This is a genomic window from Vineibacter terrae, assembly GCF_008039615.1.
Taxonomy (GTDB): domain Bacteria; phylum Pseudomonadota; class Alphaproteobacteria; order Reyranellales; family Reyranellaceae; genus Vineibacter; species Vineibacter terrae.
On record NZ_VDUZ01000065.1, the window covers coordinates 1 to 24,226 of the forward strand.

Genomic DNA, 24,226 nt, shown 5'->3' on the forward strand with positions numbered 1-24,226 from the left:
GCATGTTCCAACTCGTCCGTGCCCGCGCCCGCGGCTATCGCAACGTCGATACCTTCATCGCCATGATCTATCTCGTTGGCGCTCCACTACCCAAACTCGTCAATTCCATTTGAAACGTCGAAGAGCCTCCTTTCTTCACTCGACAACTCGCGTGGCCCGTGCCGCCCACGACCCAGGCGGCAAGGCAACGAAACTTGATCCGGCACGCACGCCCGCTAACGCGCACGTCGTGCCAGTAGAGCGCCACCTCGGGATCGTCGGCGTCGGGCGGCGGCGGCGGCGGCTCGGCGGCGCAGTCCTGCACCAGCTCAGCGGGCGGCACCCGGTCGACCGGCACCAGGTGCGGCCCACTCTCGCCGCACCCCATCAAGAAGAGTCCGCATAGCAGGGCTGGTAGCGCAGGCGGCAGACGCCGGCGCGCGCACGATGGCATTGCGTAGCTCACGATCCCGCTCCTGTAGCGAGGCAATCTCGGCGGCGTAGTCGGCGACCAGGCGCGCCGACAGCGCGGCGTCGTCCTGCATGCGCTTCACGGCCGCGGCGTTGGCATCGGCGCGCTGGCGCTCGGCCGTCTCCCGCAGCTCGGCCGCGTCGAGCCGCAGCGTCTGGATCACCAGCAGTGCGGCGAGCACCGCGCCGGCGATAGCGACGGCGATCCAGGGCTTGATCATGGCAGCACCGACGATATGAGGCCGGCCAGCACCACGACGCCGCAAAGCCAGATCGCACCGCGGCCCGCGAGGCGCAGCAGCGCGTCGACATCGTCAGCGCTCATCAGTGCAGCCCCAGCGCAGCGCGCGTGGCCGGGCCGACAATGGCATCGGCGCGCAGGCCCTGCCGGCGTTGCAACGCCAGCACCGCGTCACCCGTGGCCGGCCCGAAATCGCCGTCGACGGCCAGCGGCGGCTGGGCGCCGGCGCGGTTCAGCGCCTGCTGCAGGGCCACGACATCGGGCCCGGTGCAGCCCACCACCAGCACGCGGGGCGCCGGCCGCGATGGCGGCGGATCATCGTCGAGCGTCATGGGCTGATCGCCGATCGCCGCCATGGCGCGGTGCCAGTAGTAGACGCGCGCGTCGAGGTTGATCAGCCCACCGTTGACCCTGCGCGTGAGCGCCTCGAAATCCCCGCTGTCCGCGATCTCGTTGCAGCCACGCGACTGCCAGAAGAATGCCGCCGACCGCGCGCCGCCGTCGGGCGTCAGCAGGTAGTCGGGATCCGACTGCGGCGGCATCCCCACCGAGGCGAAGAACCGCTCATAGTTCTCCCGGCCGGTGAGTTGCATCGGCCCGCGCCCGCGATAGCGCCAGCCGTCACCCGTGCGGGTGTTGCCCATCTTGTAGCCGGGCGGCCGGTTGGCGTCGGCGTAGATGAAATTCGCGATCGCCTCGGGCCCACGCGCCGCCATCGCCGCAGCAGCCTCGCGCGTCGGGAACAACCGCCCGAAGTGTTTCATCAGTCCGGCCGCATCGTACCTCAGATTCTCTTCGCGGGCCGCCAGCTCGCCCGTCTCCTCGGCCACGGTGGCGAGGAACATCTCGATGCGCTGCTCGCGGTCGATCCGGTAGATCTCCATCTGCTCGTTGAGCGGCAGGAGCCACGTCTCGATCCGGCCGGCCCTATGGGCGCGCGGCATGATTGCCGCGAGCTGGTCGCGGGTGACCAACATTGCAAAACTCCCGATGGTGTGTTGTCAGGCCGCGGTGGAGCGATCGCGCGCCAGGCGGTAGATCATGGTGCCGGCGAAGCCGGCGTTGACGCCGATCTGGCTCAGCTCCACCGACCATGGCCAGATGATGATGTTGGCGGCGCCGCCGACGACGGCCGCGTACAGCGAGAGGCGCAGCCACAACGGCCGCTGCCGCGCGCGCTCGAACAGGAAACGGAAGGCACAGACCGCGATCGCCAGCGACGTCACCGCGTTGGCGACCCACAATGCAAACGGCCAGGCGTCCGTCATGGTTGACCTCCCGTCGGTGGCCGACCTGGGCGGAAGGCATCGAACAGGCGACGCGGATCCTCCCGGAACCAATCGGCCAGGCGCAGCATCATTTCGATCAAGGTCATGGAGAGCAGACCGACCACGAAGCCGAGCGCCCTTTCGAGGGCGCCGTCGGGCGGCACCGTGATCGCCAGCCCGACCAGCGGCGTGAGATAGCCGGCGCTGATCGCGCCGAGCACGATCAGGCTAAGCCCGCGTTTCCAGTCCATCCTGTTGGACTGGCTCATGAAGACAACGCGCGCGACACCACCCGCCACGCCGGCGATCGCCGTCGACAGCTTAACGCCCAGCGACGCGATGACATCGTTGATGTCCATGACACCCCTCGCCGATCAGCGCAGCGCGGCGGCGATCGCCGCCGCGATCATGCCGGCCGGCAGCGGCGCCATGGCCTCGAGCCATTTCTGCGTCGACCACGGCGCCAGCCATCGCCCGTACTTCCGGCGCGCCTGCGACGCCTCGCGCGCGGCGAAGGCCACCCACACCAGCGGCACCGCATGCCAGTGCCAGCCCACGAGCGACGCGAGCGCCACCGCCGCCGCCGCGATCCCCGCGTGCAGCGCGATATCGACCCAATCCATGCTTTGGACTCCCCGGCCTGTCGCGGCCCCAACCGGCCGCGCACCTCTCACGCGCCGTCGGCGGGCGCTTTGATGATTCCGTGCGCGGCCAGCGCCGCGGCGACGGCATCGTCGATCTTCGCCTGCAGCGCCGCCTCTTCCTGCTGGCGCCTCTCCTCGGCCGCCCGCGCCGCGGCGGCGTCCTGATCGGCGGCCCGCGCCCATTCCGCCTTGACGGCGGCGATCTCCTCGGCCGTCATGCGGATGATGCGGCCGTTGTGCTCGCGGAACCGCGGCTCGTCCGTCGGCGCCTCGAGCGCCTCGATGCGCAGCGCCGCCTGCTCGATGTCGTCAGGGCTTAGCCGTCCGGCCATTACCGCTACTCCGAGTAAAAGATGTGCCACCAGCCGGTCAGCGTGCCGGTGCTGGAGAAGATGCGGGCGCCGGTGATCGCGGCCGTGTCGGCCACCAGCCCGCCGGATTCCACTGCCCCCAACGGGGTCACCTGGACAGAGCGACCGAACGTGACCTTGTTCAACGCGCCCGAGGCACCCGGCAACTCGAGCACAAAGAACACGTCAGTGCCATTTGCCATGTTGGTGCCCAGCCGCAGCGCCGACACGATTTCGGCGCTCGGCAGCGCGTAGTAGCTGCCGATATTGGTCGGGCCCGCCTTGCGCCACTGGAACGAGATATTGACGTTCGACCCGTTGGCCCGCGCCCATCCCATCACCACGACGTTGCGCACTGCGCCGGGCAGCCCGTCCATCGCGCTTTCGACGACACCCGACGGATAGGCGTCGCCCAGCTTCTTCCATGGCGACAGCGTGAGCTGCGACGGCACGAACCACCGCAGCACGCCGCCATCCAGATCCCAGATCGGGATCCTGTCGCTGTTGACGTCGATGCCGCCGATCTGCCCCGCGTAGTAGGCATATAGCTTCACGATGTCATAAGGAGACACCCTGTTCACACCGCCGCTGCTGGCGTTGTGGATCGGCACCCTGTCGGCGCTCCAATCGACCAGCTCGGGGATATCGGACAGGTTGCCCGCAATATCGAAGTAGAACCCGCCCGAGTGGCGCCCGATACCCCAACCCGGGATGATCTTGCCGCGTACCTGACCGGTAGCGACCTCCAACCCGTCACCCACCTGATACTGGTTGTTGGCGAACGGCGCGTCGATGATGTGCTGCCGCAGCTGATTGAACTTGTCGACGTTGTCGGCCAGCTCGGCGCGCGCCAGCTTGGGGTTGTCGGTCGTCTGGTCGAGATTCGTCTTCGTGGCCGGCGCCGGAATCGTCATGCCCTACCCCTTCTTCGGCCCGCGCAGCTCGACGTCGACGACGGCGTCGGCCAGCACCAGGCTCGCATTCCAGATCTTGAATTCGGCCGCGACCTCGCCATTGACGGTCGCGGCCTTGCTGATCACCGCCCAGCTCCAGCCGGCGCCGACGCTCTGAAGCGCCAGCCGCGCCTGGCTGATCACCGCCAGGTCGCCGCGGCTGCCGACCCGGAAGTGCCCCGCCGCCAGGCGCTGAAACCACGTGGCGCTTACCGTCGCCGTATTGACGTCGGTGAACTCCTCGGTGCGCGCCTGACCGTCGATCAGGATCGACATCGAGCGGATGTTGGCGTCATCGCCCGTCACCTCGACCTTGAACTGCACATAGCGCCGCCCCGTCAGCGTGCCGACGGCGACATAGCTGCCGGCAACGGTGCCGTTGGCCGCGGTGCCGCTCTTCATCGTGATCACCGCCGCGCCGGCCGCCACCACCGATACGATCGGCGTGAACGTCAGGTCCGCGCCAAGGTCGATCACCTGCGTCTCATAGGCGATCGGCGAGGCACCAGTGCCCAGGGCCGACCAGGTGTTTTCGAGCGCATCCCAGGTGTCAGGCAGGCCATCCCAGCCGCCGCTGACGACGGCATACAGCACGTTGTCGGCATCGCGGAAACAGCTGGTCTTCGTGCCCGGCCACATCGCGTCCTGCTCGCGCGCGTTGTAGATCACCCCTACCAGGCGCGGGTCGCCGAGCTGCGCACCGGTAATGAAGGTCGCCGAGGCCGACTCGTTACCCGAGCTGTCCACGGTCTTGATCGCGAAAGTGTAGGTCCCCGCCGGCAGCTCGTTGGTTTCCCACGGCGAGGCGACCAGCAGGCCGCCATGCAGCGGCGTCATCGACTCCCAATCGGCGATGAGGCCGTCGAAATACCGGATGCGATAGCCGCCGCCGGCGCGCACGTCGGCCGGCACAGACGCCAGCGACCAGGCGAACCGCCGCGTGCCGTCGGGGAGGCGCGCCACCGTGAAGCTGTTGGGCGCCGGCGGCGGCGCCAGCTTGCCGATGACGATATGCCCATCGACCTGCACCCACGCCGATCGCACCTGCGCCAGGTTGATCGAGCGCACCCGCACGTCATAGGACACGCCATCCTCAACCGGCGCGATCATCCATTCTGTCTGCAGCGTGCCGATGATCTGCGACGTCCATGCCGGCTCGGCGCTCTTCTTCCACTGGATCTCGTACTGCGCCACGAACGCGTCGAGCGGCGGCGTCCAGGTCGCGCGGATACGGCTGATCACCGACCCCTCGCCCAGCAGCAGAAGCACCTCGTCGCCGCTGTCCAGCGTCAGCCCAACCGGCTCGCCGACGGCGAAGGGATCGGGCAGGTTCGTGTTTGGCGCCGGGTCGACCGCCTGCTCTTCCGACGTGTTCCAGTCATAGACGCTGGCATCGGTTTCCCGCAGCGTCAGGTCGACGCCGAGCACCGGCACCTGGTCGTCGCCGCTGCCACCGCCGACCGTCAGTGTGGCCTCATCAATGTCGAAGGCCTTGGCCGTCCAACCCATACGGGCATTGGTCATGCCCACGGTGTCGCCACACTGCACGCGATAGGCGCTCAAGTGGAACGGCACGCGCGTGAGCGTCACCGGCTGGCGCGCCCGCAGCAGCTCGATCTTGGCCAGGCGCTGCGCTTTCGACGCGGTGTTCGTGAAGGGCAGCCGGATATCCTTGAATACCCGCTCGCCGCCGTCCTGCGCCTGGAACGTGGCCGACACCACCGCCGGGAAATCGGACTCCTGATACCTGTTGTCCGGGCTGATGTACTGGCCCTTCACCGCGTTGAAATTGTCGCGGCGCGACAGCATCGTCTGCACCTTGAACGGCCCGCGCAGGTCGTGCTCGTCGAGCGTCACGGTCGGCGCCATCCACGCGCCGGCGCGCACACGCCACCGGCCGCCGGCGTGGAAGGCGCGGCCGGCCATGGCGTTCAGCAGATCCGTCAGGATGTCGACCGGCTTCTGGTCGACATCGAAGGCGCCGTTGATGGTGTAGCGCTTTTCCGTGCCGCCGCCGGCGAGCGGCACGTCCTCGTCGCTCACATTGGCCGCGGCCGACAGCCAGTCCTCTTCGATTTCCGTCCCGTAGGCCGCGCTCAGGCCGAAGGCGCGATTGCTGATGTAGTCGGCGGCACACAGGGCCGCGTTGTCCGTCCAGGCGGTGGTCGCCGTGCGCGGGTCATAGACCTTGCGGCCCTTCACCACCGCGCTGATGTTGGGCACGCCGTTGGGGAACTTGTCCTGCGAGTGCTTCAGCCGCACATAGAGCGCGGAGCGCCCGCGCAGCCGATGATTGGCCGTCCACTTGTCGCCGGCCTCGGCCACCAGGTCAGCGAACGCGACCTGGTCGGCAGTGCCGAGCGCCTTCTTGACTCGCACATAGCCGGCATACTTGCCCGTGGCATTGCCCGCCCCGTCGAGCGGCACCACCTCGTCATCGAACCAGATGTCGCCGATCTCCTCGACCTCATGCCCCGCCAGCATGATGACCAGGTGCAGGTGCTGGTTGTTGTCCGTGCAATGGACAAAGGCATAGGTGCCGCCCACCCGCGTCTTGCCGTAGATGACGCGCCAGGGCGCGTTGGGCTGGCGCACCGTCACCTTGGTGTCGATGCCGTCGCCCTTCATCTTCGGCTTTTTCGTCAGGGCGCGCTGCAGCATCCCGAGGCCGATGCTGATGACGATAGAGGCAACGGCGCTCGCGATGCTGGCCGCGACCGCGCTCATGCCGATGGCCACGAATACTGCCGGCGGCATCAGATTTTCCAGCAGGCCACGGCCTGCGACAGCGGCGGGAACACCAGGCCATCGGGCCCAGGGCACGCCACCAGAACCCCGAGCACGACACCGAGCACCTGCAGCCCGCCCAGCTCGACCAGCGCCAGATCGCCGCGCCCGGCCTGGCGGTAGTGCTTCAGCGGCGCGCCGACATGGTGCGTCACAGCCGCCTCGAGCGACTCGAATCCTTCATCGCGCAGCAGCGCCGCGGCCTGCTCGGCGTCGTGATAGACATAGCGACCGCCCAGCAGGTCGCGGCCGGTCAGCGCCAGCACCGCGCCGGCACCGAACTGCAGGCAATCATGCGAGCCCCAGGCGAACGGCCTCAGGCGGCAGGCCTCGACATAGTCGACGAGCTGCCGCGGCCAATCATCGACGCGCGTCATTTCTTGCTCAGCCCCCCGCTGCCGCCGCCGCCCGCGCTGCCCCAGCTGATCTGCGCGTCCTGCAAGGCGGGCACGAACTCGAACCCCATGTCGCCGGGATAGTCGAGCTGCTGGTCCTCATGCGTGTACCGGCGCTCGCGCGGCCGCTCGAGGTCGATCAGCCGGTTCTCGTACTTGATGCTGATCGTGGCCGTCTCGGCGCCCTCGTCGATCTCGACGACGTCGAGGCGACCCTCGAATGCCAGGTACGGGTCGGCCACCAGGTTGCTGGTGTCGCCGTCCATCAGGGCGAAGTACAGCCGGCCGGGCTTGTTCTGCCGCACGTCGCCGAGCGCCAGCGAGATCAGCGACTGCGGAATGCCGCTCATCGACACCGTGACGCCGGCGGCGCGCAGCTCGTCGGTTTCCTCGATGTCGGAAATGCCACCGAGATAGCCGATGCCCAGCCATGTCTGGCCGTTCCACGCCAGGTCGCCGATGCCCGTCCAGACGCGCGTCGTGCCGCCGGCGAACTCGCCCTCGAACAGCATGACCGGCCGCACGACGCCGGCCTGGATGCCCGCCGCCAGGGCCGCGGTGAGGTCGCGCATGCTACAGTGCCTCGATCGCGCTGAACGACAGGCCGTAGATGATGGCCATGTCGATCGTCCAATCCGCCGCGGTGCCGGCCGGCAGCGAGAACACCCCGCGCGTATCGACCAGCACCACCGGGCTGTTGTCGGCCGGCGCCGCGCGCAGGCGTGGCCAGATGTCGACCGTCACCTCGCCGGCGCCGTTGGTGTCGGCATCGGCCAGCACCTTGTGCAACCGGCTGCCGGCGCCGCTGCCGACCTGGATCCAGTCGCCCGCCAGCAGGTAGCCCGGGGCGCTGGCCGGCGCGCCGTCGAAGGTGAGCGACCCGCCGGCCTGCCCGCCGCCCATCACCAGAGGCGTGCCCGGGGTGAACCGTGCCGTGCCGCGCGGCGCGGCGTTGGCGGTGTCGCCCATCAGGAACGTGCCCTCGGTCCCGTTCAGCGACACGATCCAGGCGAGCCACGCCTCTGCCGTCGCGCGGCGCAGCGGCGGCAAGGTGATATCGGCCTCCCACCACTGGCCGGCATGCACCTGCACTTGGCGGTGTCCCGTGAACGGCGAGCGGGTGGCGGCCACGACGGTACGCTGCCGCAGCCGGATGGAGCGCACGCGCGCGACCCCCGGCCAAGCCAGGGGATAGGTGACGGTCACTGCCGGAACGCCTGCGCAAAGCGGCCCCCGCGCTGCCGCGCCTCGAGCACGGCGGCGAGCGCTTCCTGCCGCATGACCGGCAGCCACTGCGCCATGGCGCGATTGACCGCCGCCTCATCGCCGCCGTTGACGACGAATGATTGCCGCACCGTGACGCCGCCCATGCCCGGACCGGTGCCGTTCGGATAGATCGTGCCGGACCGATCCGGCACAAACAGCTCGGGCCCACGCTCGCCGACCATGTAGGGGCTGCCGGATGTGACCGGGCCGCCCGCCGCTCGGGCTGGCACGTTGTAGTAATCCCCGCTCCGCTGCCCGCTCGATCCGCTGACACCACCCCCCAACGCGTTACCTATAGCGTTGGTGAGCAACCCGAAAAGTGACGTCGATGCCGCGCGCACCTGCATCCGAATGAGGTCACCGATGATGCTGTTGGCAAGGTCACGGAAGTTGAGCTTCCCGGTCGTCACGAACTGCGTCAACGCATCCTCCATGCCCTGCATGGTGCGTTCGAAAAACCGCTGTCCCTGCTCGAAGGCGCTATTCGCCCGGTCCCACTCGCTCTGCGCCAGACGGATGCCGGCAATGAAGCCATCCCAACCCTGGCTGGCCATACCCTGCATCACGAGCGCGTGGCGCTCCTGCTCCTCGCGCGCCTGCTGTACCGCAATGGTGTACGCCTCCAGCGACAGCCTACCTGTGGCCCGCGCGGCGTCGAGCTGGTGCAGAGTCTCCGTCAGCTCCAAGGTGCCGTCGCCGAACTGGCGCTCGAACCGGTCGGCATCAACGACAGCGCGCTGGTACTTCTCCAATTCCAGGCGCGCTTTTTCCGTCATGATCGCCTGCGTCGACAGCTGCACGGCCATAGGCGAATTCGCCGGCATGCCCTTGGTCAGGTCGGCGATGCGCTTTTCCGTCTGCTCGATCGAATCGAGCTGCCGCTCGAACTCGGGCCAAGCCGTCTTGGTATCGGCCTTCAGCATCGCCAACCGCTCGGCGAAGCGGGCCGCATCCCGTTCCATCGACCGCATCTGCTCGCCGAACCGATCGGACGTGCCGCGCGGCGTCGGATTGAACGCACCGCCCGGGTCCGGCTTGCCGCCGCCCAACCCGCTGCCGATCATGCCGCCGACGATGCCGCCGACCTGGCCGGCAGCCTGCTGCCGGTTCTGCTCCTCGATAAGCCGAGCCATCAGCTCGAACGCACCGCCCGCACCCGGCACACTGGAGAACGCGCGCAGATAGGCCAGCCGCAGGTCGCCGGCCTTCTCAATCTGCTGATTCATCAGATTGAGGATCCAGGTCATGCCCTCGATCATCGGCAGCGTCACGTCGCGCGCGAACGTCGCCTCGAACTTCTTGCGCGCCAGCGCCGCCTGGTCGGACGCCTTGTCCAGCTTGTCGATTACGCCCTGCTCGATCAGCGTTCCGGCCGCGCGTGCCTCGGCCGTCAGCTGCCCCACACCCTTGGCGAGCTCGGGCAGCATCGGCAGCAGGCGCGCGCCCGACTCGCCGAAGAGCTTGTTCATCGCCGCGGTTTTCTCGGCCTCAGTGCCCAGCGCCATCACACGCCGCGCCACCTCGGCCAGGATCGAGTCGCTGCTGCGCAGCTTGCCGTTGACGTCGAGGATCCGCACGCCCAGTTCGCTGAAAGCCTCGATCGACTTCTTGTCGCCGCCGAGCGCATCACCCATGGTGCGGTTGAGCTTGATCAGCGACTGCTCGAACTGCTGCGCCTTCACCCCGCTCTGCAAGGCAGCCGTCTGGTACGCCTGCAGCGCCGTGGTCGAGATCCCGAGCTGCTGCGCCAGCTCGCCCAGGCCGCCCACCGTGTCCATGATCTGGCGATTGAAGGCGACGAACTCGCCGATGCCAAGCGACAGCCCGAACGCCGCGGCGCCGGCCTGCAGCCGGCCGAGGAAGGTCTGAATGCCGGAAAAGCCCTTCTGCACGCCGGCAAGCGTGCCTTCCATCTGCCGCAGCTTGTTCTGGAACTGGTTGAACACACCGCCGGTCAGATCCTTGGCCGACAGCGTGAAACGGATATCGCTGCCATCGAGCGGCATGTGTCACCCTTTCCCGCGCTCTTCCTTGAGCTGGAAGAACGCAAGCCATTCCACGAATTCCGGTTCAGGCATCTGCTCGATCTCGCCCACCGTCTTGTGCAGGTGGGCGGCGAGCCCGAAGATCAGGTAGCGGCGTCCGTCGTCGGCGAGTTTTTTTTCGCGTCGGCGACCTGCTCATCGAGCGGCCGGTCGTCGGAGATCGCGTTGGCGATGTGCTGCACCACGCCGGAATCGGCCTGGTTGAGGAAGACACGCTTGTCGTCGAGGTCGAACAGCTTGTGGCCGTCGCGGTCGATCGCCTTCATGACGATGATGTGCGCGGCGGCGTCGGCCAGCCCATTGGCCTGGCTACGCCGCCGCACCGTCTCACGCTCGATCAGCGTCATTGGCGTCCAGTAGATGGTGCAGCCCCATTCGGGCACCTCGATCGCGCGCACCTCGTGCGACGCCATATGCGCCTTCGCGCGATCAAGGATCTGCTCGCGCAGCGGCGAGCGCTTGTCGTCGGCCATGTCAGGTCACCGTGGCCTTGGTCAACGCGCCGTTGCCCTTGAAGGAGAACGACCGCGACACGCCGCCGTCGACCGGCACCGACATGCCCACGCGCGTGATCGTGGCCGTGCCGGTGTAGTATTTGGCGCCGGTGGCCGCGCCCATGGGATAGAGGTTCAGCGTCACCGACTCGCCGATCTCCAGGGCTTCCTGGCCGGTGGTGTCGGTCTCATCCCACCAGCACTCCATTTCGCCGTCCCATTCGGGCATCCCGACGAGATGGCTTTTCCAGCCGTCGCCCTGGGACGAGTCGTCGACGGTCTCGACGCTCTGGTTGATCGACCAAGTGCGCGTCTCGGCCACGGTGTTCGTGCCGACCTTGACGACGCCCTCCTTGCCATGATGAGTCGCCATTGGGACTCCCCTCTGCTGCGGATGATCAAGCGATGCCGACCGTGGGGTCGGCCTCGGTGGTGCGGTACTCGACCGCATAGACGAGCTGAACGGCGCCGACGGGCTTCTCGCCCTCGCGCGCCCGCAGCTCGCACACGGTGTTCTCGTAGATGCATTCCTTCGCCGTGCCCGCCAGGTTGGGCGATGCGGCGAGCGCGGCCTCGACCTCGGCCGCGATCGTGTCGAGGCGATCGTCGAGCGTGGCTTCCGACGCCGCGACGATCCCCTCGACGATCAGCTCGAGGCTGCGGTCGAACTTGCGCGGCGGCCGGCTGACCTCGCCGCGCTGCTCGCGCCGCGTGAAGATCAGCAGGCACGGCAGGCGGCTGGCATCGACCGGCCAGACGCGCGACTGATAGACCCGCTCGCGCGTGCTGGGCAGGTCGGCCAGGATGGCCGCCGCGGCCTCGCGCAGCGCCTGGCGGTGGTGCTTCACGGCCATCAGGCGGCCTCGAGGTCGAGCACAACCCAGCCCTGGCCGTCGGGCCGCAGCTCGCGCACCCGATAGCAGGCGCCCTTGATGTCGATGCTGTCGCCCTGGGCGGCATCGGGCGGCAGGTCGGCGCGACGGCAGGAAAACCGTGGCTCGCGCGAGGTCAGCGGCACCTCGCCGACGCCATCGATACGCAGCCACGGATTATCGAATATGCCGTCCACGTACACCGGCGCCTGGCGCTGCGGCCGGTAGAGCGCGCGAGCATCATCGCCGGTGCCGTCGCTGCCGACGCCGAACGCATCAACGCAAGCGTCGTGCAGCGCGCCGAAATCGACGCTCACGCGTCCTCGCCGCCCTGCGGGTCAGGCTGCGGCGCGCCGCCGCCGGTCGCGGCCTCGACTTCCGCATCGGTCGCCGGCCGCACGGTCCCGGCCAGGTTGTCGGCCGTCGCCTTGTCGATGTCGACCACCGACCCGACCGCGATCGCCTTACCATGGAGCGTCCACGGCTTCAGCACCGTCACGAACATCAACGTTCTCCCGATCACCGGTGAGCGCCGCCCGCGCGGGCGGCGCCGAGGATGGACGACGCGCCTACGCCGGCACGACGCCGTTCAGCCGGATGCGGCCGAGCGTGTCGCCGGCGCCCCCGCCCTTCGCGGCCAGCGCCACCCCGATCAGCAGGTTGCTGGTCGCCGTCTTGGTGCCGCGCTTGTTGGTGTTGTCCCAATAGATTTTATCGCCCACCGACCAGGCGACGGACGGCTCGGCCTTCAGGTCAAACACGCCCAAGGTATGGATATTGACCTTGGCGCCGTTGGCCGCGTCGGTGGTGGCGACGCCGAACAGGCCGGCGCCCACCTGGCACCCGTCGCCCGAGGCCAGCAAGTAGGGCGCGATCACCTCGACGACGACGCCGAGCTGCACATAGTTCCGCATGGAAGTCTCCTTCAGACGAGAGTCATCAACTCGCCGCCGTCAGGCGGCGAGTGCGAGTGCGCGCGGGTCAGCGCGCCGGTTGACGGCTAGGCGGCGCCGGGATTCTTGTAGGCGCCGCGGTAGTCGACGGCGCCGACCGTGAAGTCGAGCGCGACTTTGAGCTCGATGCCGTCGGTGGTGAAGCCCTCGCGCGTGGCCATGCGCGGGCCCTCGCTGCCCTCGAGGTAGCCGTAGACGAACGTCTCGGCCTGGCCGGGATCGGCGAATAGATACCAGCCGTTGCCGGTCAGGTTGGCCTCGCCCACCGGCGTGAGCCGGCCGGCAAAGGGGTTGATCTGCGACGGCTGGTTGGGCAGCAGGTTCACGGCGCAGAACTGCTCAGCCTTGGTGTACTTCGCCGGCGATGTGACCAGGTACTGCGGGCTGACGTTGATGCGCAGGCCGTCGAGGCTCTGCTGTTCCATCATCGCCTGGCGGCCGGCGCTGATGGTGTCGATGTCGATATCGGCGCCGGCCCCGGCCAGGGTGCCCCAGCCCGCGCTGAACACAGCGTTGGTGGCCTGCGCGCCGTCGACCGGCTCGGTGATGTTGGGGTTGGCCACCACCATCGCCCACGCCGTGGCGTTCTCGAAGTCGGCCACGCGGCGGCCGGCCTTCATCGGCAGGTCAGCGAACGCGCCCAGGTCATCATTGATGATGATGCGGCGGTTGATGCCGATAATGCGGCCGTACTCGGCCAGCGTGATCTGCTGGCGCGATTCGCTGATCGACCCGTACTTGAATTCCCCGGTCTCGCCCTTCTCGAGCAGGTTCGGGAAATCGCCGTCGCGCAGGAACGAATGCGGCTTGAAGTCGGTAAACCGCTTGCGCGCGAAGATCAGCCGATACGTCGGGTTGCGCAGGGCATAGCCCGTCAGCATGACCTTGTTCGCCGAGTCGGCCAGCAGCAGCGGGAAATCCGACATCGACAGCGCGCGCATCGACACAAGGTGCTCGTACAGCTGCGACGACGGCAGGTCGCGCTCGACACGCTGCCCGTGCGCTCGCGCCAGCTCGGCCATCGCGCCGAGCAGGCCGAGCCGGGCGAACGACCGCGAGGCCTCGGGCAGCTCGATCCGGCCGCCGTTGGCCGGCAGGTGCGCCGTGGCACGCGCGGCGAGCGCGTCGACCAGGCGGCCCCGCATGTTGGTCGGGTCGGTATGATCCTGCACCAGCTCGATGCGATGGCCGCCGTGCTGCGTTCCGCGCCGGGCGAGCTCGTCGACGATGCGGTTACCCACATGCTCGACGGTCACGTCGCTGCGCACCAGCTGGTCAGCGACCGCCTCGGGCAGCCCGACGGCGCGCACGCGCTCGCGGATGGTGGAGTCGCGCTCGCGCGCCGCTGCCAGCGCACGCTGCACCTCGGCGGCGACATCGACCGGCTGCGCCGCAGGCGCGGGCGCCGGCGTGGGCTGGGCACGGGTGGCGTCGGCCGCGGCGGGCGCGTCCTGGGCAGTGGTTGCGGGCTGGGCACCAGCGCCGCCCGGCGCGTTCTCATGCGGATCCATACGAGTCTCCGGGTTGCGGGCGGGTTCGCCCTGGGTCACGAACATGCAGGGGAATCGGCTGTTGTCGCCGGCGCGAGTCCCTGCCCCCGCGTCGGCGCCGATCGGCACAAAGCTGATTTCGGTGGGTTCCCAATCGGTGGCGCGCCACAGCTCGCGCTGCCCGTCCACCTTGGTGATGTCATAGCGGTGGACGATGTAGCCCACCGAAATATTGCGGATGATGCCGGCCTGGATATCAGCGATCAGCGGCGCGACTTCCTCGCGCTCCGAGAAGCGCAGCGTGGCGCGGCCTTCCTTGCCGTCGATCGAGGCCTTCTGCACGACGCCGATGATGTCGCGCAGTTCGAACCGGCCGTGGGTATCGAGCACCGGCGCGCCGTTGTTCAGCCGGTCGAGGCGCACATGGCCGCGCTCGAGCGACAGCTCTTCGTCGTACCGCTTGCCGGACCACCAATCCATGCGCGGCACCCGCGCGCCGGTGGTCCACACCACGTCGATCGTGCGCCCCTGGGCATTGTAGGTGCCGGGCACAAAGCTGCCCTGCCGCGACTGCATCTGCATGTCGCGGGTCGCCTGGCCTTCCATCGGCCTACTCCTTCGCTGTCGCGGGTTCGGTGCCGGCGTCCTGCGGCGCGGCCGTGGTGGCCGGCCGGGTGCGCCGCGGGTCGCTGTCGAGCACGATGCCGAGCTTGTCCAAGAGCGTGTTCGTCTCGCTCATTTCCTCGAACAGCTCGTCGGCATCCTCGCCCGTTTCGGCGATGGCCATGCGCAAGGTTTTCAGGCCGCTGCGGATGGCGTCGCGCTCGGCGGCGATCTCCTTCTGCGGGTCGACCAAGCGGCGCTTCGGCGGCGCCCAGATGGCCAGCATGCCCGCCTGCCGGCGCTCACCCATAGCGGTGAGCAGGTTGTCGACGCGGCGCCACACCGGCCGGCATCCCTGCGGGATCATCATCAGCCATTGGTCCTCGTCGAGCAGATCCCAGAAGTCGAGCTTGCCCGATCGCAGCGAGCTGTAATTGACCTGGGACAGGTCGCCGGTCAGCCCCTCATAGGTCATGCCGCAGCCGGCTGCGACGGCATGCAGCTCCATGCGCATGTAGTCGATATAGCCGTCGGCCGACGGCGGCGTGCCGAACGTCACCTCCTCGCCCTGGTTCAGGTACTGGATCAGCCCGGGCGAAAGCTTCTCGATCCGCCGGCCCTTGGGGTCCGTGGTCGGCGTGCTCAGCGGCGATGCGACCTGGGGCGGGCGCTTCACGAACGCGGCGAAGCACGCGGCCAGCTTCTTCCGCACCCGCTCGGCATCGCTGAAGTCGTCGAGGTCGTGCAGGCGCATCGCCACCGGGGCGAACATGCCGACCCCGCGCGCCTGGTGGGGGCGCAGGGACTTGAAGATATGCAGCACCTCGCTCGCCGGCACAAAGCGCGACTGAAAGCGCCCGCGCACCGAGATCGGCACCGTCTCGCCCGGGTGCTCATCGAACAGCCAGTACCCCGTGCGCCGGCCGGCCCGATCGTACTGCACGCCCTGGATGATGGCGCCGCCATCCTCGAGGCGCTGCGTCTTGGAAGAGTCGAGCCAATCCGGCTCCAGCACCTGCAGCTGCAAGGGCACGCGCAGGTTCCACGACGACGGCCGCGGCAGGAAGCGGATCAATGCCTCCCCAGCCTCGAACACAGTCCGCGCCGCCAGGTTCTGCTGGCCGTAGAAGTCGAGGCGCCCTTCCGGGTCGCTGTTCTCGACGAACCATGACCATTCGTCGGCGTAGCGCTGACGCGTCGCCTTGTCGTCGGTCGCCGCCCGCGGCACGATGCCGGTGCCGACCGTCGCGGCCGTGCGCTTCGCGACCGCCACCGCCGCCCACGGATTGTCGCGCACCATGGCGCGGAACCGGTTGCGCATCGTCTGCGCGCCGGCGCCGATCTCGGCATTCGCGGACCCGCCCGTCGCGGTCCAGCCGGCCGTGCGCCGGCCGACCTTCGCAGCCTGATAGCCGCGCGTCGCCGCGATGGCGCTGCGCCAGTACATGCGCTCGGCGCCGGCCCGCGGCGACAGCCAGCCGATGGCGCGATCGAGCAGCGTCGGCGTCACCTCGGCGTCAGTCACGGCCAAACTCCGCGTAGCTCTGCGATGGCGCGATGCCGCCGTTCTGCGCGGCGGCCTGCTGCTGTCGGGCGTAGGCGATCAGCTTCATGGCCTCGTCGGCCGTGCGGAAGGTCACCCGCTTGCCTTCGTGCTCGATCGACTGTTCACCGCGCAGCATCGCGCGCTCGATCTTCTGGATGTACTGCGTCCAGTCCATCGCATCCCTCAATTCAGCCAGTCACCGCCGCGATCGCCGAGCCAATCGCTGCTGGCGCCCAGCCAGTCATCGGCCGGTGCCTCTGTCGGCGCCGGCTGCTGTTGAGTCTCGGCCGGCGCCGGCGGATCCGGCGGCGGCGGTGAAGCCGGCTGCGCCAGGCTCGCGCCCCATAGCTGCGCCAGGTCACCCTGCACGCGTTCGACCGGCGCGGCGCGGCGGGCGGCAAGCGCGTGCCACGCCTCGGCGCTCATCTGGTCGGCAAGGTGATGCGCCAGCGCCGCGGCATAAACCGCGATGTCGTGCGCCTCGTTGGCCGCGCCACCAGGCTTCCGCCAGATGCGAACCTGATAACCGTCCTTCGTGACCTCGTCGGCGAGGTACTCACACGTCAGCTGCTGCAGCCATGCCGCGTCGACGTTCTCGCCGAAGAACGCAGTTCCGATCGGCCATTCACCGGTTTCGCTATCCCGGCCGTCGAGCAGGTTGCGCAGCGAGCGGTACAACTCCGACTTCAGATCCCAGGTGCCGACCGGCCACAACATGACGGCGCCGAGCTTGCGGCCCTCATAGTTGATGTCGATCGGCTGCGGCGTGCCCAGCGGCGGCAGCTTCCAACCCGGCCGGCCGTCGAGCGCGAAGATGCGGCCAGTGCCGGCATGGCGCAGTGCCCAGCGATAGACCATGCCCGTGGCATAGCCCGAGTCGCAGCCGAAGGCGTCGATGCCCCAATGCTCGCCGCGCCAATCCTCATAGCGGCGCTGCGTCACCTCATCGAGCTTGCGCCATACCTCGGGCTTGTGCGGGTCGCCCTCAATGATGCCCTTGTCGATCAGCCAGCGCGTATAGCCGATGCCCCACGCCCACACGCACCATTCGATGCGGTTGCCCTGCACGTCGGCGGCGCCGGTCAGGAACAGCGCGCCCGGCGGGATGCGCCGCGGCTGCATGTCCGCCTGGCGCCGCTCGAGCAGCCGTTCATGGTCGGGCGCCTCGCCCTTCTCTTCCCAGGCCTCGCCCAGCACCTGCTGGACGAACTTCTTTTCCTTGCTCTGGATTCCCTTGGCCGCATCCCAATCGTCGACGATGTCGAACCACGTCAGCACCGGCGAATACAGGCCCGAGATCCAGAAGCTGGGTTGCCGGCCGTTTGACGGCCGAGCTCGGAACGTCGGGATCTCTTCCGGCTTCACGACATCGCCCGGGTGACCGTCACCCGGGTATGTCTTCAGCCATACTGCCTTGCCGCGCGCCATGATGGCACGCTTGTGCTTCTGCTCGATCGGCACGCCGCAGGACAGGCACGGAATCATGCCGCGCCATTGCCCTTCCTTGACCATCCGCTCCCAGCGCAGCACCTGATAGTCGCCGCAGTGTGGGCACGGCACGTAGCGCTGGCGCATGTCGCCAGCCTCGTACCGCTGCGTCACGCGGCAGCTGCCCTTGATGTTGGGCGTGCTGTTTCGGAACTTCTTCTCGCGGCCGGACCAGAAGATGGTGCGCGCGTCGCCCAGCGACAGCGGGTCGCCGCGCTGGTCGACGTCGAAGGGATACTCGCTGATCTCTTCCGCGATATACACGCGGACCGAAATCATCTGCAGGCCCTTCGACGAGCTCGCCGTCGTGAGCGAAATCCAGCCGCCGGCGAACTTCTTCAGGCTGGTGGTCGAGCCGTCCTCGTCGCGCGATTTCTGCTCACGCACCGCCGCCTTGACCTTCGGCGATGCCTCAATCATCGGCATCAGCTTGGTCTTGATGTAGCTCTTGAGCGTGTCGAGCGACGGCAGCGTGACCAGCACCGTGCACGGAACCTCTGTCGCAATCTGGCCGATCAGGTTCAGCCCGCACTCGGTGACGCCGAGCTGCGCGCCCTTCGCCACCGTCACCTCCCGCGCCGGATGCGAGAGCGACAGGCATTCCATGATCTCTTCCAGATGCGGCGCCGTGTCGTTGCTCCACCGGCCAGGGAACGGCGAACCCGATTCCGAACTCACCTCCCGCTCTGCCTCGGCCCACTCGGCGACGCTGCGCCGCCGCGGCGGTTTCAAGCCGATCGCCAGCGCCTTCGCCGCGACCCGCAATGCCGGCTCCAGCCCCTCGATCTCCGACGCCGCCGGACGGGGCGCGGCAAGCTGATCGTAGGGCCACGACATCAACGACATCCCCAATCGCGTGGCGGGGTTGCAGTGCGATCCGCCTTCAACGTCTCGGCGGGCACTGCAACCCCATGACGGGGCCACGGCCCCGGCGCCGACTATTTCGCGATCCGCCTTTCGCTCGGCGCGACACTGCGGTGGATCGCCGGGGCGGATTGCACCGCCCCGCTCGGAATTGTCATCAGGCCGCGTCGGCGACCGGCTGCAGCGTGGTCATGTCGACCAGCTTCTGGAACTCGCTGGCCATCTGTTCCAGCGCCCGATCGTCGGCCCGCTCGAGGGCCGCGCCGATCTCGGCCGGGTCGGTGATGCCGACCAGGTCTTGCGCCAGGATCTGCCGGCGGTTCTCCAGCTGCGCCCGCAGCAGCAAGCCCAGCTGCAGGAACGCGTCGTAGACCTGTTCCTTGTCGAGCAGCAGGCCGAGCTGGTTTTTGAGCTCCAGCTCGGCGCGCTGCCGCTTGATCCGTTCGTGCGCCGCGCGCTCCGCGGCGAGCGTGCCCTCGGCCCCGCGCGGCACCGGCGCCGGCGCGTCATCGACCAGGTCGACGACAGCAGGCCGAGACGCCGGTGCGCGCGACAGCAGCACCTGCATGTTTTGCTGCCGACCGGCCGTCGCGGCCTCGACATTGATCATGACCTGCGAGCCGTCGCGGCGCACCGCGTGCGGCGGGATGACTCCGTCGCGCACCTGGCGCGACACCGTCGACTTGTTCTTGCCGATGCGCGAGGCGAAGGCCGACAGCGACAGCCATCCGGCATCGCCTGCATCGGCCACACCCTGCAGGCTCATGATCGTTTCCCTTCGCCGCCGCGGCCCTCCCCGCCGCGCCGTTGCACGGTTGCGCCGTTGCGTTGCGTGTTGCGCCGTTGCACCCGTTGCCGAACGCCCGCACTAAAAAACCCGCGGGGTTCGAATTACACCGGGCCAAAATCGGGCCCGGAAGGACCCGTTGCGGTCCTAATGAAAGAATATTTCGGTCGATCCACTACCCCTGGCCCGACGCCGCCCCATGGGCCAGGGCTGGTGATGCATGACTCGGCATGCGCCCAACGCGAGGCAACAAGACCGACCTGCGAATCAAGCGGCCCTTCTTGCTCCCGAGCGTGTCGCCTGGGCGAGCGCGTGCCAGAAGTGCGGCGGGAAGTGGAACGCCGCCGTGCGCGCGCTGACTTCCTGGAAGCGGTAGCGCACCGGGTACTGCGGTGCCTGCACGAAAATCATCACGGGCACGATGCCATCGCCCTTACGCTGCCACACGCCAAGCGGCGCACCACCAGGCGAGCCGACGAAGTAGTGCTCGCGTCGACGCGTGCCGCGCGACTTGGTGCGACGGCTGCGGTTGGCCAGATACCCCACCTCGCCGAACGCGCGCAGGTAGGACAGGATCTTGATGATCTGCCCCCGGCTCATGTTGCCGTAGGCGTCGACCTCTGCCCCCTGTCCCGGGACCACGTACATGCCAGGCGGCAGCAGCCCCTTGCCCTGCAGCAGCCTCTCCATGCCCTTGTGGCGGCGCTGGCCGCCATGCATCTGCGGGCGCAAATACTTGCCGGCAGGCGTGCCCTTGGGCGCGAATTCGCGGAAGTACACCGCAGCCTCCGGCCGCCGTTTCGTGGCCGGCTGCACATAGAGGCCATTCAGCGTCCACGGCGTAGGCCGGTCGAACACACGGTTGATTTCCGTGATGTGCACTTCCTTCAGCGCCTGCGCCGTGCGCGTCATGGCCACGATGGTGGCGAACGGCACCTGCTCGCGCTGGAACTGCGTCAACGTCTTGAGCACGTTGGGGATGTTGCTCTTGATATCGAACATTTCATCACCAACGCAGAAACGCCCGGGCGGGGATTTCCGTCCGGGCATTCATTCAGGCGCAATTCACCGTTGGTCGCGACTGTCAACTATTCTGCGTATCACGTCAAGCATCTCTTACAGCGGATCTTTACACTTTCTTTTTTTTCAGGGACTTACCTCGAATCTACGTAAAAGATCATCGAAATAGTCCGCTGTCGCCTTGGTGATGAGCATGTACCGCTCTGCATTGGGTGACCCCGATTTCGCAATATATGCGAGAGATATTTCAGTAGCGGCCGCCAATCGATATCGAGTGGATGGATGACTTTGGTCGCTCCTTAAACTAGGAAGATTCGCTGTTATGGACTGAGTGGCCACAGTCATAAGAACCCCAAAGAACGAAATCGGCGAACTCCTGAATTGCGCCTCATCCGCGTTGATGATGTCGAGTGCGCATCGATCCGCCGCCAGCTCCAGGAGTTGTCTCCTCCTGGAAATTTCCCCGTCCGAAAGGCCTTTCATCGCCTGCACTTGGACAGGGTGATCCAGTGCCACATGGCATCGCTCGTGCATCGTTAGAAAGTACATCGAGATCAGAAATAAATTCTGCTCGCGCTGCTTAAATTGCTCGTCGGCGTAAAATTTTTCCAGACCTGTCTTGCCTACCCCAAGCGCTAGAGCTTTCCTCTCCAAGATTGCCAACGGTCCAGTGGATAGCTCCGGTCCTTGTTTGACAAACTGACTGACCAAATCAGCATGTACGTCGAACTGCCTATCAAGAGAAATATATCGACCCAAAATAAAAGCACGCGACTGGCTGAATAAAAATCCAATCATTTTATAATCAAAAATTACCATCTGCTCATAAAGAAATGTGTCGTATCCTCCCATATTATTGCAAACTACGAACTCTATGTTCCTATTCTTTTCCCAAAAATCACGAGATGGCAGTCCACTTCTCGACAGTTTTTTTCCTTTTTCTTCAAACACTTCACGAACGATCGCATTAACCGAGGGTTCTATGACTAAGGCGTCGCATGCAGCGGATCCAGGGCTCCCCGGTGCCGAGCGAGCATCGCCAGCGTCGATGGCAACTCCGAGTGCGATTGCACACACCAGTCCCAGGACGTGCTTCATCTTTGCCCCCTCAAAGGGCACTGAGTTGCTGGTCTATATAGGACAAGTCCTCGCGGAGGCGCTCTTCCAATCCCTCAGCTTCGCTCTTCAGAGCGGCTAAGCGCCCGCCGGTTGAGCCCAACGCAGAACTCTCGAGTTGCTTGATTTTCTCGCGTGTTTCACCAAGTGATTCTGCACCGCGAGCAACCTGCTCAGACTTCTTCGCCATTTCTTCCAGGCGCTCCAGCACCTTCAGCGCTGAATCCACCCTCGTTTTATAGTCTGCGTACTCCGTAGGACACGCTTCCGATGGTGCCCGCAGGTAGACATACCTCAGGCATCGCCCGAGCAATTTACATTGGGTATCGCATGCCCTTAGAGCTGCAAAGTTAGTCGGACTGAGCCCCTTCAACTGAGCTGGCACTTGCAACCGCTCTGCCGTTCCGGCGGTCGCCTCGATCTTCGACAAATTTTGCCGGATGACATTGAGAGAGGCAGAGGCAGCGCGCTCATATCCTCTCACGTCATCAGCGCAAATGTCTTTCGGAGGGATTAAAAGGACCAGAATACCTATGACAATAATCATGACTAAGAGGGCAGCGACCGTTGTCGCCCCGATCCTTTTAGCCATTTTTTTCTCCCTAATTCCCCTCAATCTAGAATACGCAGAATCTCGGCAAAAAGCAACGCAAGTCGGTTGCACCGAGCATGAGCAATACCCCTATCACCGGCTCGATAGCCTTCCCGTGCATGGCGCACCGTGCGTTCCCACGCAGAAGATCTTCGCTCCGCTCGAGAAGACGGATGTACCAGCAACCTGAGGCTCCCAGCACTAGGCATCTTCTTCCCATGGTGTGCGCGGAGCCTTGGGTGGTAGGACGCGGCGGGATAGACGCTGGTTGCCAGTCAGCGCATTCAGCGTGCTGCACAACAGCAGCAGTGCATCCCACCATGTGCCATATGTCTCGTTAAGCATGTCGATATATGCCGGATCGACATCATACGTCACCGGGCACGCGCCATAGTTGCGGTGCTTGTCCCAGTCTGCATAGCGCACCACCGGCTTGCCCTTGCGGTTGAGGATCGGCAGCAGCTGCTGAGGCTTGCGGGTGCTCCATTCAGGCCGATCACCGACGCGCGCATGCCTAACGACCAGAGGCAACGTGCGCCAGTCGAGTGTTTCTCGGACACAGATGGCTGCCGACTCTGCATCGGGATGCAACCGGCCCGCATCGTATGGCGACGTATCCACCCTCACGCCCAGGGCGCCGAGTTGCTCGGCCTGGGCGCAACCGCAGGCGCTGACCCCGTATATCTCGATGTCATCCCATTCTGCCTCGATCCGATGCAGACCAATGCCGTGGTCCATGATCCGGTCGGCTTTCTGGCGCGCGTACACCCAATGCAGGAAGGCCTCAACGTCCATCGGCTTCGGCTCGGGCGTCGTCGTCGGTCCGGGCACCACCAACGGCATCAACGCCCGCCGCGCCGAGGGCATGCGCCGCGGCTGCGCGTCGACATCGCCCGTCGACACCGAGGCGCTGCGCGCGATGCCATAGGAGCCTGGCCCCGACGGCACCGACACCCGCGCCGACCGGCGCAAAGTCACCGTCCCGATCGCTACTCGCTGCACCATGACCACACCCCTCAATGCATCATTGCTGCACGCACAAAACCGAATCGGGCGCACAGCTCTGCTGGCGCGTGGCATCCCTGCTCATCCGGTTTCGGGCCCCAATCGTTGCGCCGACGGTCCCACATCGTCGGCGCCTTGCCCGCGTCGCGGTCGGCCCGCTCGCCGCGCACGCGCTGTTCCCATGGCTCGGCTATCGGCGCCGACGCACCACGGCCACCACCCCGCCCCTCGCCGAGCCTCTTCGCGGCGCCGGTGTCGCGCTCGAGGGCGCCGGCGTGGGCACGCAGCATCCATTTGCGCCACCGCGACGACCAGTCGGGCGAGAGCTGGCGGTGCTCGCGCATGTGCAGCCGGAACGCCTCGGTTTGCAGCTCGATATCCACGGTGGCGAGGTCGCTGCGCTGCCCGACCACCCAAGTGAGATCGGTGTGTGTGGGTGCCCAGCCGTCCGGCAGCGGTGCCTCGCGCGCGGCTACAGACACACCCTCACTACCTTCCTCTTCCTCTACCTCCTCCCCTCCATCCTCCATCAGCGATGAGGTTTCCCCATTTTGGAGAAATGGCACAGGTTCAGACGGGGGCGTTTCCCCCGATCGGGGGAACGGGTCGGGGTCGGCGTGCTCACCGCCCGCCGCACGGGCCAAGCCAACCCATGACCGCAGCCCGGGCGGAAGCGGGTGCCAGCACTTCGGCGCCTTGGGCTTCTGGTACTTCCGAAAGTTCCTGCACGCCCCGTAGGCCTTGCCGTCGACATCGAACCCGCACACCCACCGCTTGGCCTGCAACTCGGCCAGTAGGCTATCCATGTCGACGTCGTCGGCCGGAAAGATGCGCATCTTGAGCGTGAGCGGCTTCAGCTCGAACACACCCTGGTCATCGCATTCCGTCCACACGCCGATCAGCAGCAGGCGCGCCAGCGCCGGCATCGCGACGAATGCCTCATCGGTGAACAGCGCCGGGTTGACGCTGCGGATCCTGGCCATGGATGACGCTCCTA

At 66.9% G+C, this 24,226-nt stretch carries 28 protein-coding genes; all 28 read right to left on the reverse strand.

From position 1 onward, the window contains the following. Positions 1–308: 308 nt before the first annotated feature. Positions 309–671, reverse strand: a complete 363-nt coding sequence (locus tag FHP25_RS35905) for a hypothetical protein (RefSeq protein ID WP_147851816.1) — start codon at positions 669–671, stop codon at positions 309–311. 103 nt (positions 672–774) lie between these two features. Next, positions 775–1,668 carry a peptidoglycan-binding protein gene (locus FHP25_RS35910; protein WP_147851817.1) on the reverse strand — a complete coding sequence of 298 codons (894 nt, stop codon included), beginning with the start codon at positions 1,666–1,668 and terminating at the stop codon, positions 775–777. Between the two features lie 24 nt (positions 1,669–1,692). Beyond that, positions 1,693–1,959 carry a hypothetical protein gene (locus FHP25_RS35915; protein ID WP_147851818.1) on the reverse strand — a complete coding sequence of 89 codons (267 nt, stop codon included), beginning with the start codon at positions 1,957–1,959 and terminating at the stop codon, positions 1,693–1,695. Beyond that, the gene (locus FHP25_RS35920; RefSeq protein WP_147851819.1) at positions 1,956–2,318 is read right to left on the reverse strand and encodes a hypothetical protein; all 363 of its coding nucleotides are present in this window, start codon (positions 2,316–2,318) and stop codon (positions 1,956–1,958) included. The genes FHP25_RS35915 and FHP25_RS35920 overlap by 4 nt, the downstream gene beginning before the upstream one ends. 15 nt (positions 2,319–2,333) lie before the next feature. Next, positions 2,334–2,582: a hypothetical protein gene (locus tag FHP25_RS41150; protein WP_178134049.1), complete on the reverse strand. Its 249-nt coding sequence runs from the start codon at positions 2,580–2,582 to the stop codon at positions 2,334–2,336. 47 nt (positions 2,583–2,629) lie between these two features. Beyond that, entirely contained in the window at positions 2,630–2,935 is a 306-nt protein-coding gene (locus FHP25_RS41155) for a hypothetical protein (RefSeq protein ID WP_178134050.1), read from the reverse strand. Positions 2,936–2,940: 5 nt separating this feature from the next. Continuing rightward, positions 2,941–3,867, reverse strand: coding sequence for a hypothetical protein (locus FHP25_RS35930; protein ID WP_147851821.1), 927 nt, complete (start codon positions 3,865–3,867; stop codon positions 2,941–2,943). Positions 3,868–3,870: 3 nt separating this feature from the next. Beyond that, positions 3,871–6,663: a phage tail protein gene (locus FHP25_RS35935; RefSeq protein WP_147851822.1), complete on the reverse strand. Its 2,793-nt coding sequence runs from the start codon at positions 6,661–6,663 to the stop codon at positions 3,871–3,873. Next, a complete protein-coding gene (locus FHP25_RS35940) occupies positions 6,663–7,070 on the reverse strand; it encodes a DUF6950 family protein (RefSeq protein WP_147851823.1) in 408 nt (135 codons plus the stop codon). Before FHP25_RS35940 ends, FHP25_RS35935 begins: the two co-directional genes overlap by 1 nt. Further along, a complete protein-coding gene (locus FHP25_RS35945) occupies positions 7,067–7,660 on the reverse strand; it encodes a hypothetical protein (RefSeq protein WP_147851824.1) in 594 nt (197 codons plus the stop codon). The genes FHP25_RS35940 and FHP25_RS35945 overlap by 4 nt, the downstream gene beginning before the upstream one ends. A 1-nt stretch (position 7,661) precedes the next feature. Next, positions 7,662–8,294, reverse strand: coding sequence for a hypothetical protein (locus tag FHP25_RS35950; protein ID WP_147851825.1), 633 nt, complete (start codon positions 8,292–8,294; stop codon positions 7,662–7,664). Continuing rightward, positions 8,291–10,360, reverse strand: a complete 2,070-nt coding sequence (locus FHP25_RS35955) for a phage tail tape measure C-terminal domain-containing protein (protein WP_147851826.1) — start codon at positions 10,358–10,360, stop codon at positions 8,291–8,293. Before FHP25_RS35955 ends, FHP25_RS35950 begins: the two co-directional genes overlap by 4 nt. Before the next feature lie 122 nt (positions 10,361–10,482). After that, complete coding sequence (locus FHP25_RS35960) at positions 10,483–10,872, reverse strand: hypothetical protein (RefSeq protein ID WP_147851827.1); 390 nt, start codon at positions 10,870–10,872, stop codon at positions 10,483–10,485. Between the two features lies 1 nt (position 10,873). Further along, positions 10,874–11,266 carry a phage tail tube protein gene (locus FHP25_RS35965; RefSeq protein ID WP_178134051.1) on the reverse strand — a complete coding sequence of 131 codons (393 nt, stop codon included), beginning with the start codon at positions 11,264–11,266 and terminating at the stop codon, positions 10,874–10,876. Between the two features lie 25 nt (positions 11,267–11,291). Beyond that, positions 11,292–11,747 carry a hypothetical protein gene (locus FHP25_RS35970; RefSeq protein WP_147851829.1) on the reverse strand — a complete coding sequence of 152 codons (456 nt, stop codon included), beginning with the start codon at positions 11,745–11,747 and terminating at the stop codon, positions 11,292–11,294. After that, positions 11,747–12,082, reverse strand: coding sequence for a head-tail joining protein (locus tag FHP25_RS35975; protein WP_147851830.1), 336 nt, complete (start codon positions 12,080–12,082; stop codon positions 11,747–11,749). The genes FHP25_RS35970 and FHP25_RS35975 overlap by 1 nt, the downstream gene beginning before the upstream one ends. Beyond that, positions 12,079–12,270 (reverse strand): hypothetical protein, encoded by a 192-nt coding sequence (locus FHP25_RS35980; protein ID WP_147851831.1) that lies wholly within the window; start codon positions 12,268–12,270, stop codon positions 12,079–12,081. Before FHP25_RS35980 ends, FHP25_RS35975 begins: the two co-directional genes overlap by 4 nt. Before the next feature lie 64 nt (positions 12,271–12,334). Next, positions 12,335–12,679, reverse strand: coding sequence for a DUF2190 family protein (locus tag FHP25_RS35985; RefSeq protein ID WP_147851832.1), 345 nt, complete (start codon positions 12,677–12,679; stop codon positions 12,335–12,337). An 86-nt stretch (positions 12,680–12,765) separates the two neighbouring features. Then, a complete protein-coding gene (locus FHP25_RS35990; RefSeq protein ID WP_147851833.1) occupies positions 12,766–14,814 on the reverse strand; it encodes a prohead protease/major capsid protein fusion protein in 2,049 nt (682 codons plus the stop codon). Positions 14,815–14,818: 4 nt separating this feature from the next. After that, positions 14,819–16,336: a phage portal protein gene (locus FHP25_RS35995; RefSeq protein WP_147851834.1), complete on the reverse strand. Its 1,518-nt coding sequence runs from the start codon at positions 16,334–16,336 to the stop codon at positions 14,819–14,821. Next, complete coding sequence (locus FHP25_RS36000; protein ID WP_147851835.1) at positions 16,329–16,532, reverse strand: phage head-tail joining protein; 204 nt, start codon at positions 16,530–16,532, stop codon at positions 16,329–16,331. Before FHP25_RS36000 ends, FHP25_RS35995 begins: the two co-directional genes overlap by 8 nt. 8 nt (positions 16,533–16,540) lie before the next feature. Then, positions 16,541–18,682 carry a phage terminase large subunit family protein gene (locus FHP25_RS36005; RefSeq protein WP_178134052.1) on the reverse strand — a complete coding sequence of 714 codons (2,142 nt, stop codon included), beginning with the start codon at positions 18,680–18,682 and terminating at the stop codon, positions 16,541–16,543. Positions 18,683–18,866: 184 nt separating this feature from the next. Next, on the reverse strand, positions 18,867–19,475 hold the full coding sequence (locus FHP25_RS36010) for a hypothetical protein (RefSeq protein ID WP_147851837.1): 609 nt from the start codon (positions 19,473–19,475) through the stop codon (positions 18,867–18,869). A 288-nt stretch (positions 19,476–19,763) separates the two neighbouring features. Further along, entirely contained in the window at positions 19,764–20,498 is a 735-nt protein-coding gene (locus tag FHP25_RS36015; protein WP_147851838.1) for a hypothetical protein, read from the reverse strand. 144 nt (positions 20,499–20,642) lie between these two features. After that, positions 20,643–21,614 (reverse strand): hypothetical protein, encoded by a 972-nt coding sequence (locus FHP25_RS36020; protein ID WP_147851839.1) that lies wholly within the window; start codon positions 21,612–21,614, stop codon positions 20,643–20,645. A 10-nt stretch (positions 21,615–21,624) separates the two neighbouring features. Further along, positions 21,625–22,224, reverse strand: coding sequence for a hypothetical protein (locus tag FHP25_RS36025; protein WP_147851840.1), 600 nt, complete (start codon positions 22,222–22,224; stop codon positions 21,625–21,627). Between the two features lie 201 nt (positions 22,225–22,425). Next, positions 22,426–23,229 carry a hypothetical protein gene (locus FHP25_RS36030; RefSeq protein ID WP_147851841.1) on the reverse strand — a complete coding sequence of 268 codons (804 nt, stop codon included), beginning with the start codon at positions 23,227–23,229 and terminating at the stop codon, positions 22,426–22,428. A gap of 11 nt (positions 23,230–23,240) precedes the next feature. Beyond that, positions 23,241–24,212, reverse strand: a complete 972-nt coding sequence (locus FHP25_RS36035; protein WP_147851842.1) for a hypothetical protein — start codon at positions 24,210–24,212, stop codon at positions 23,241–23,243. Between the last annotated feature and the right edge of the window lie 14 nt (positions 24,213–24,226).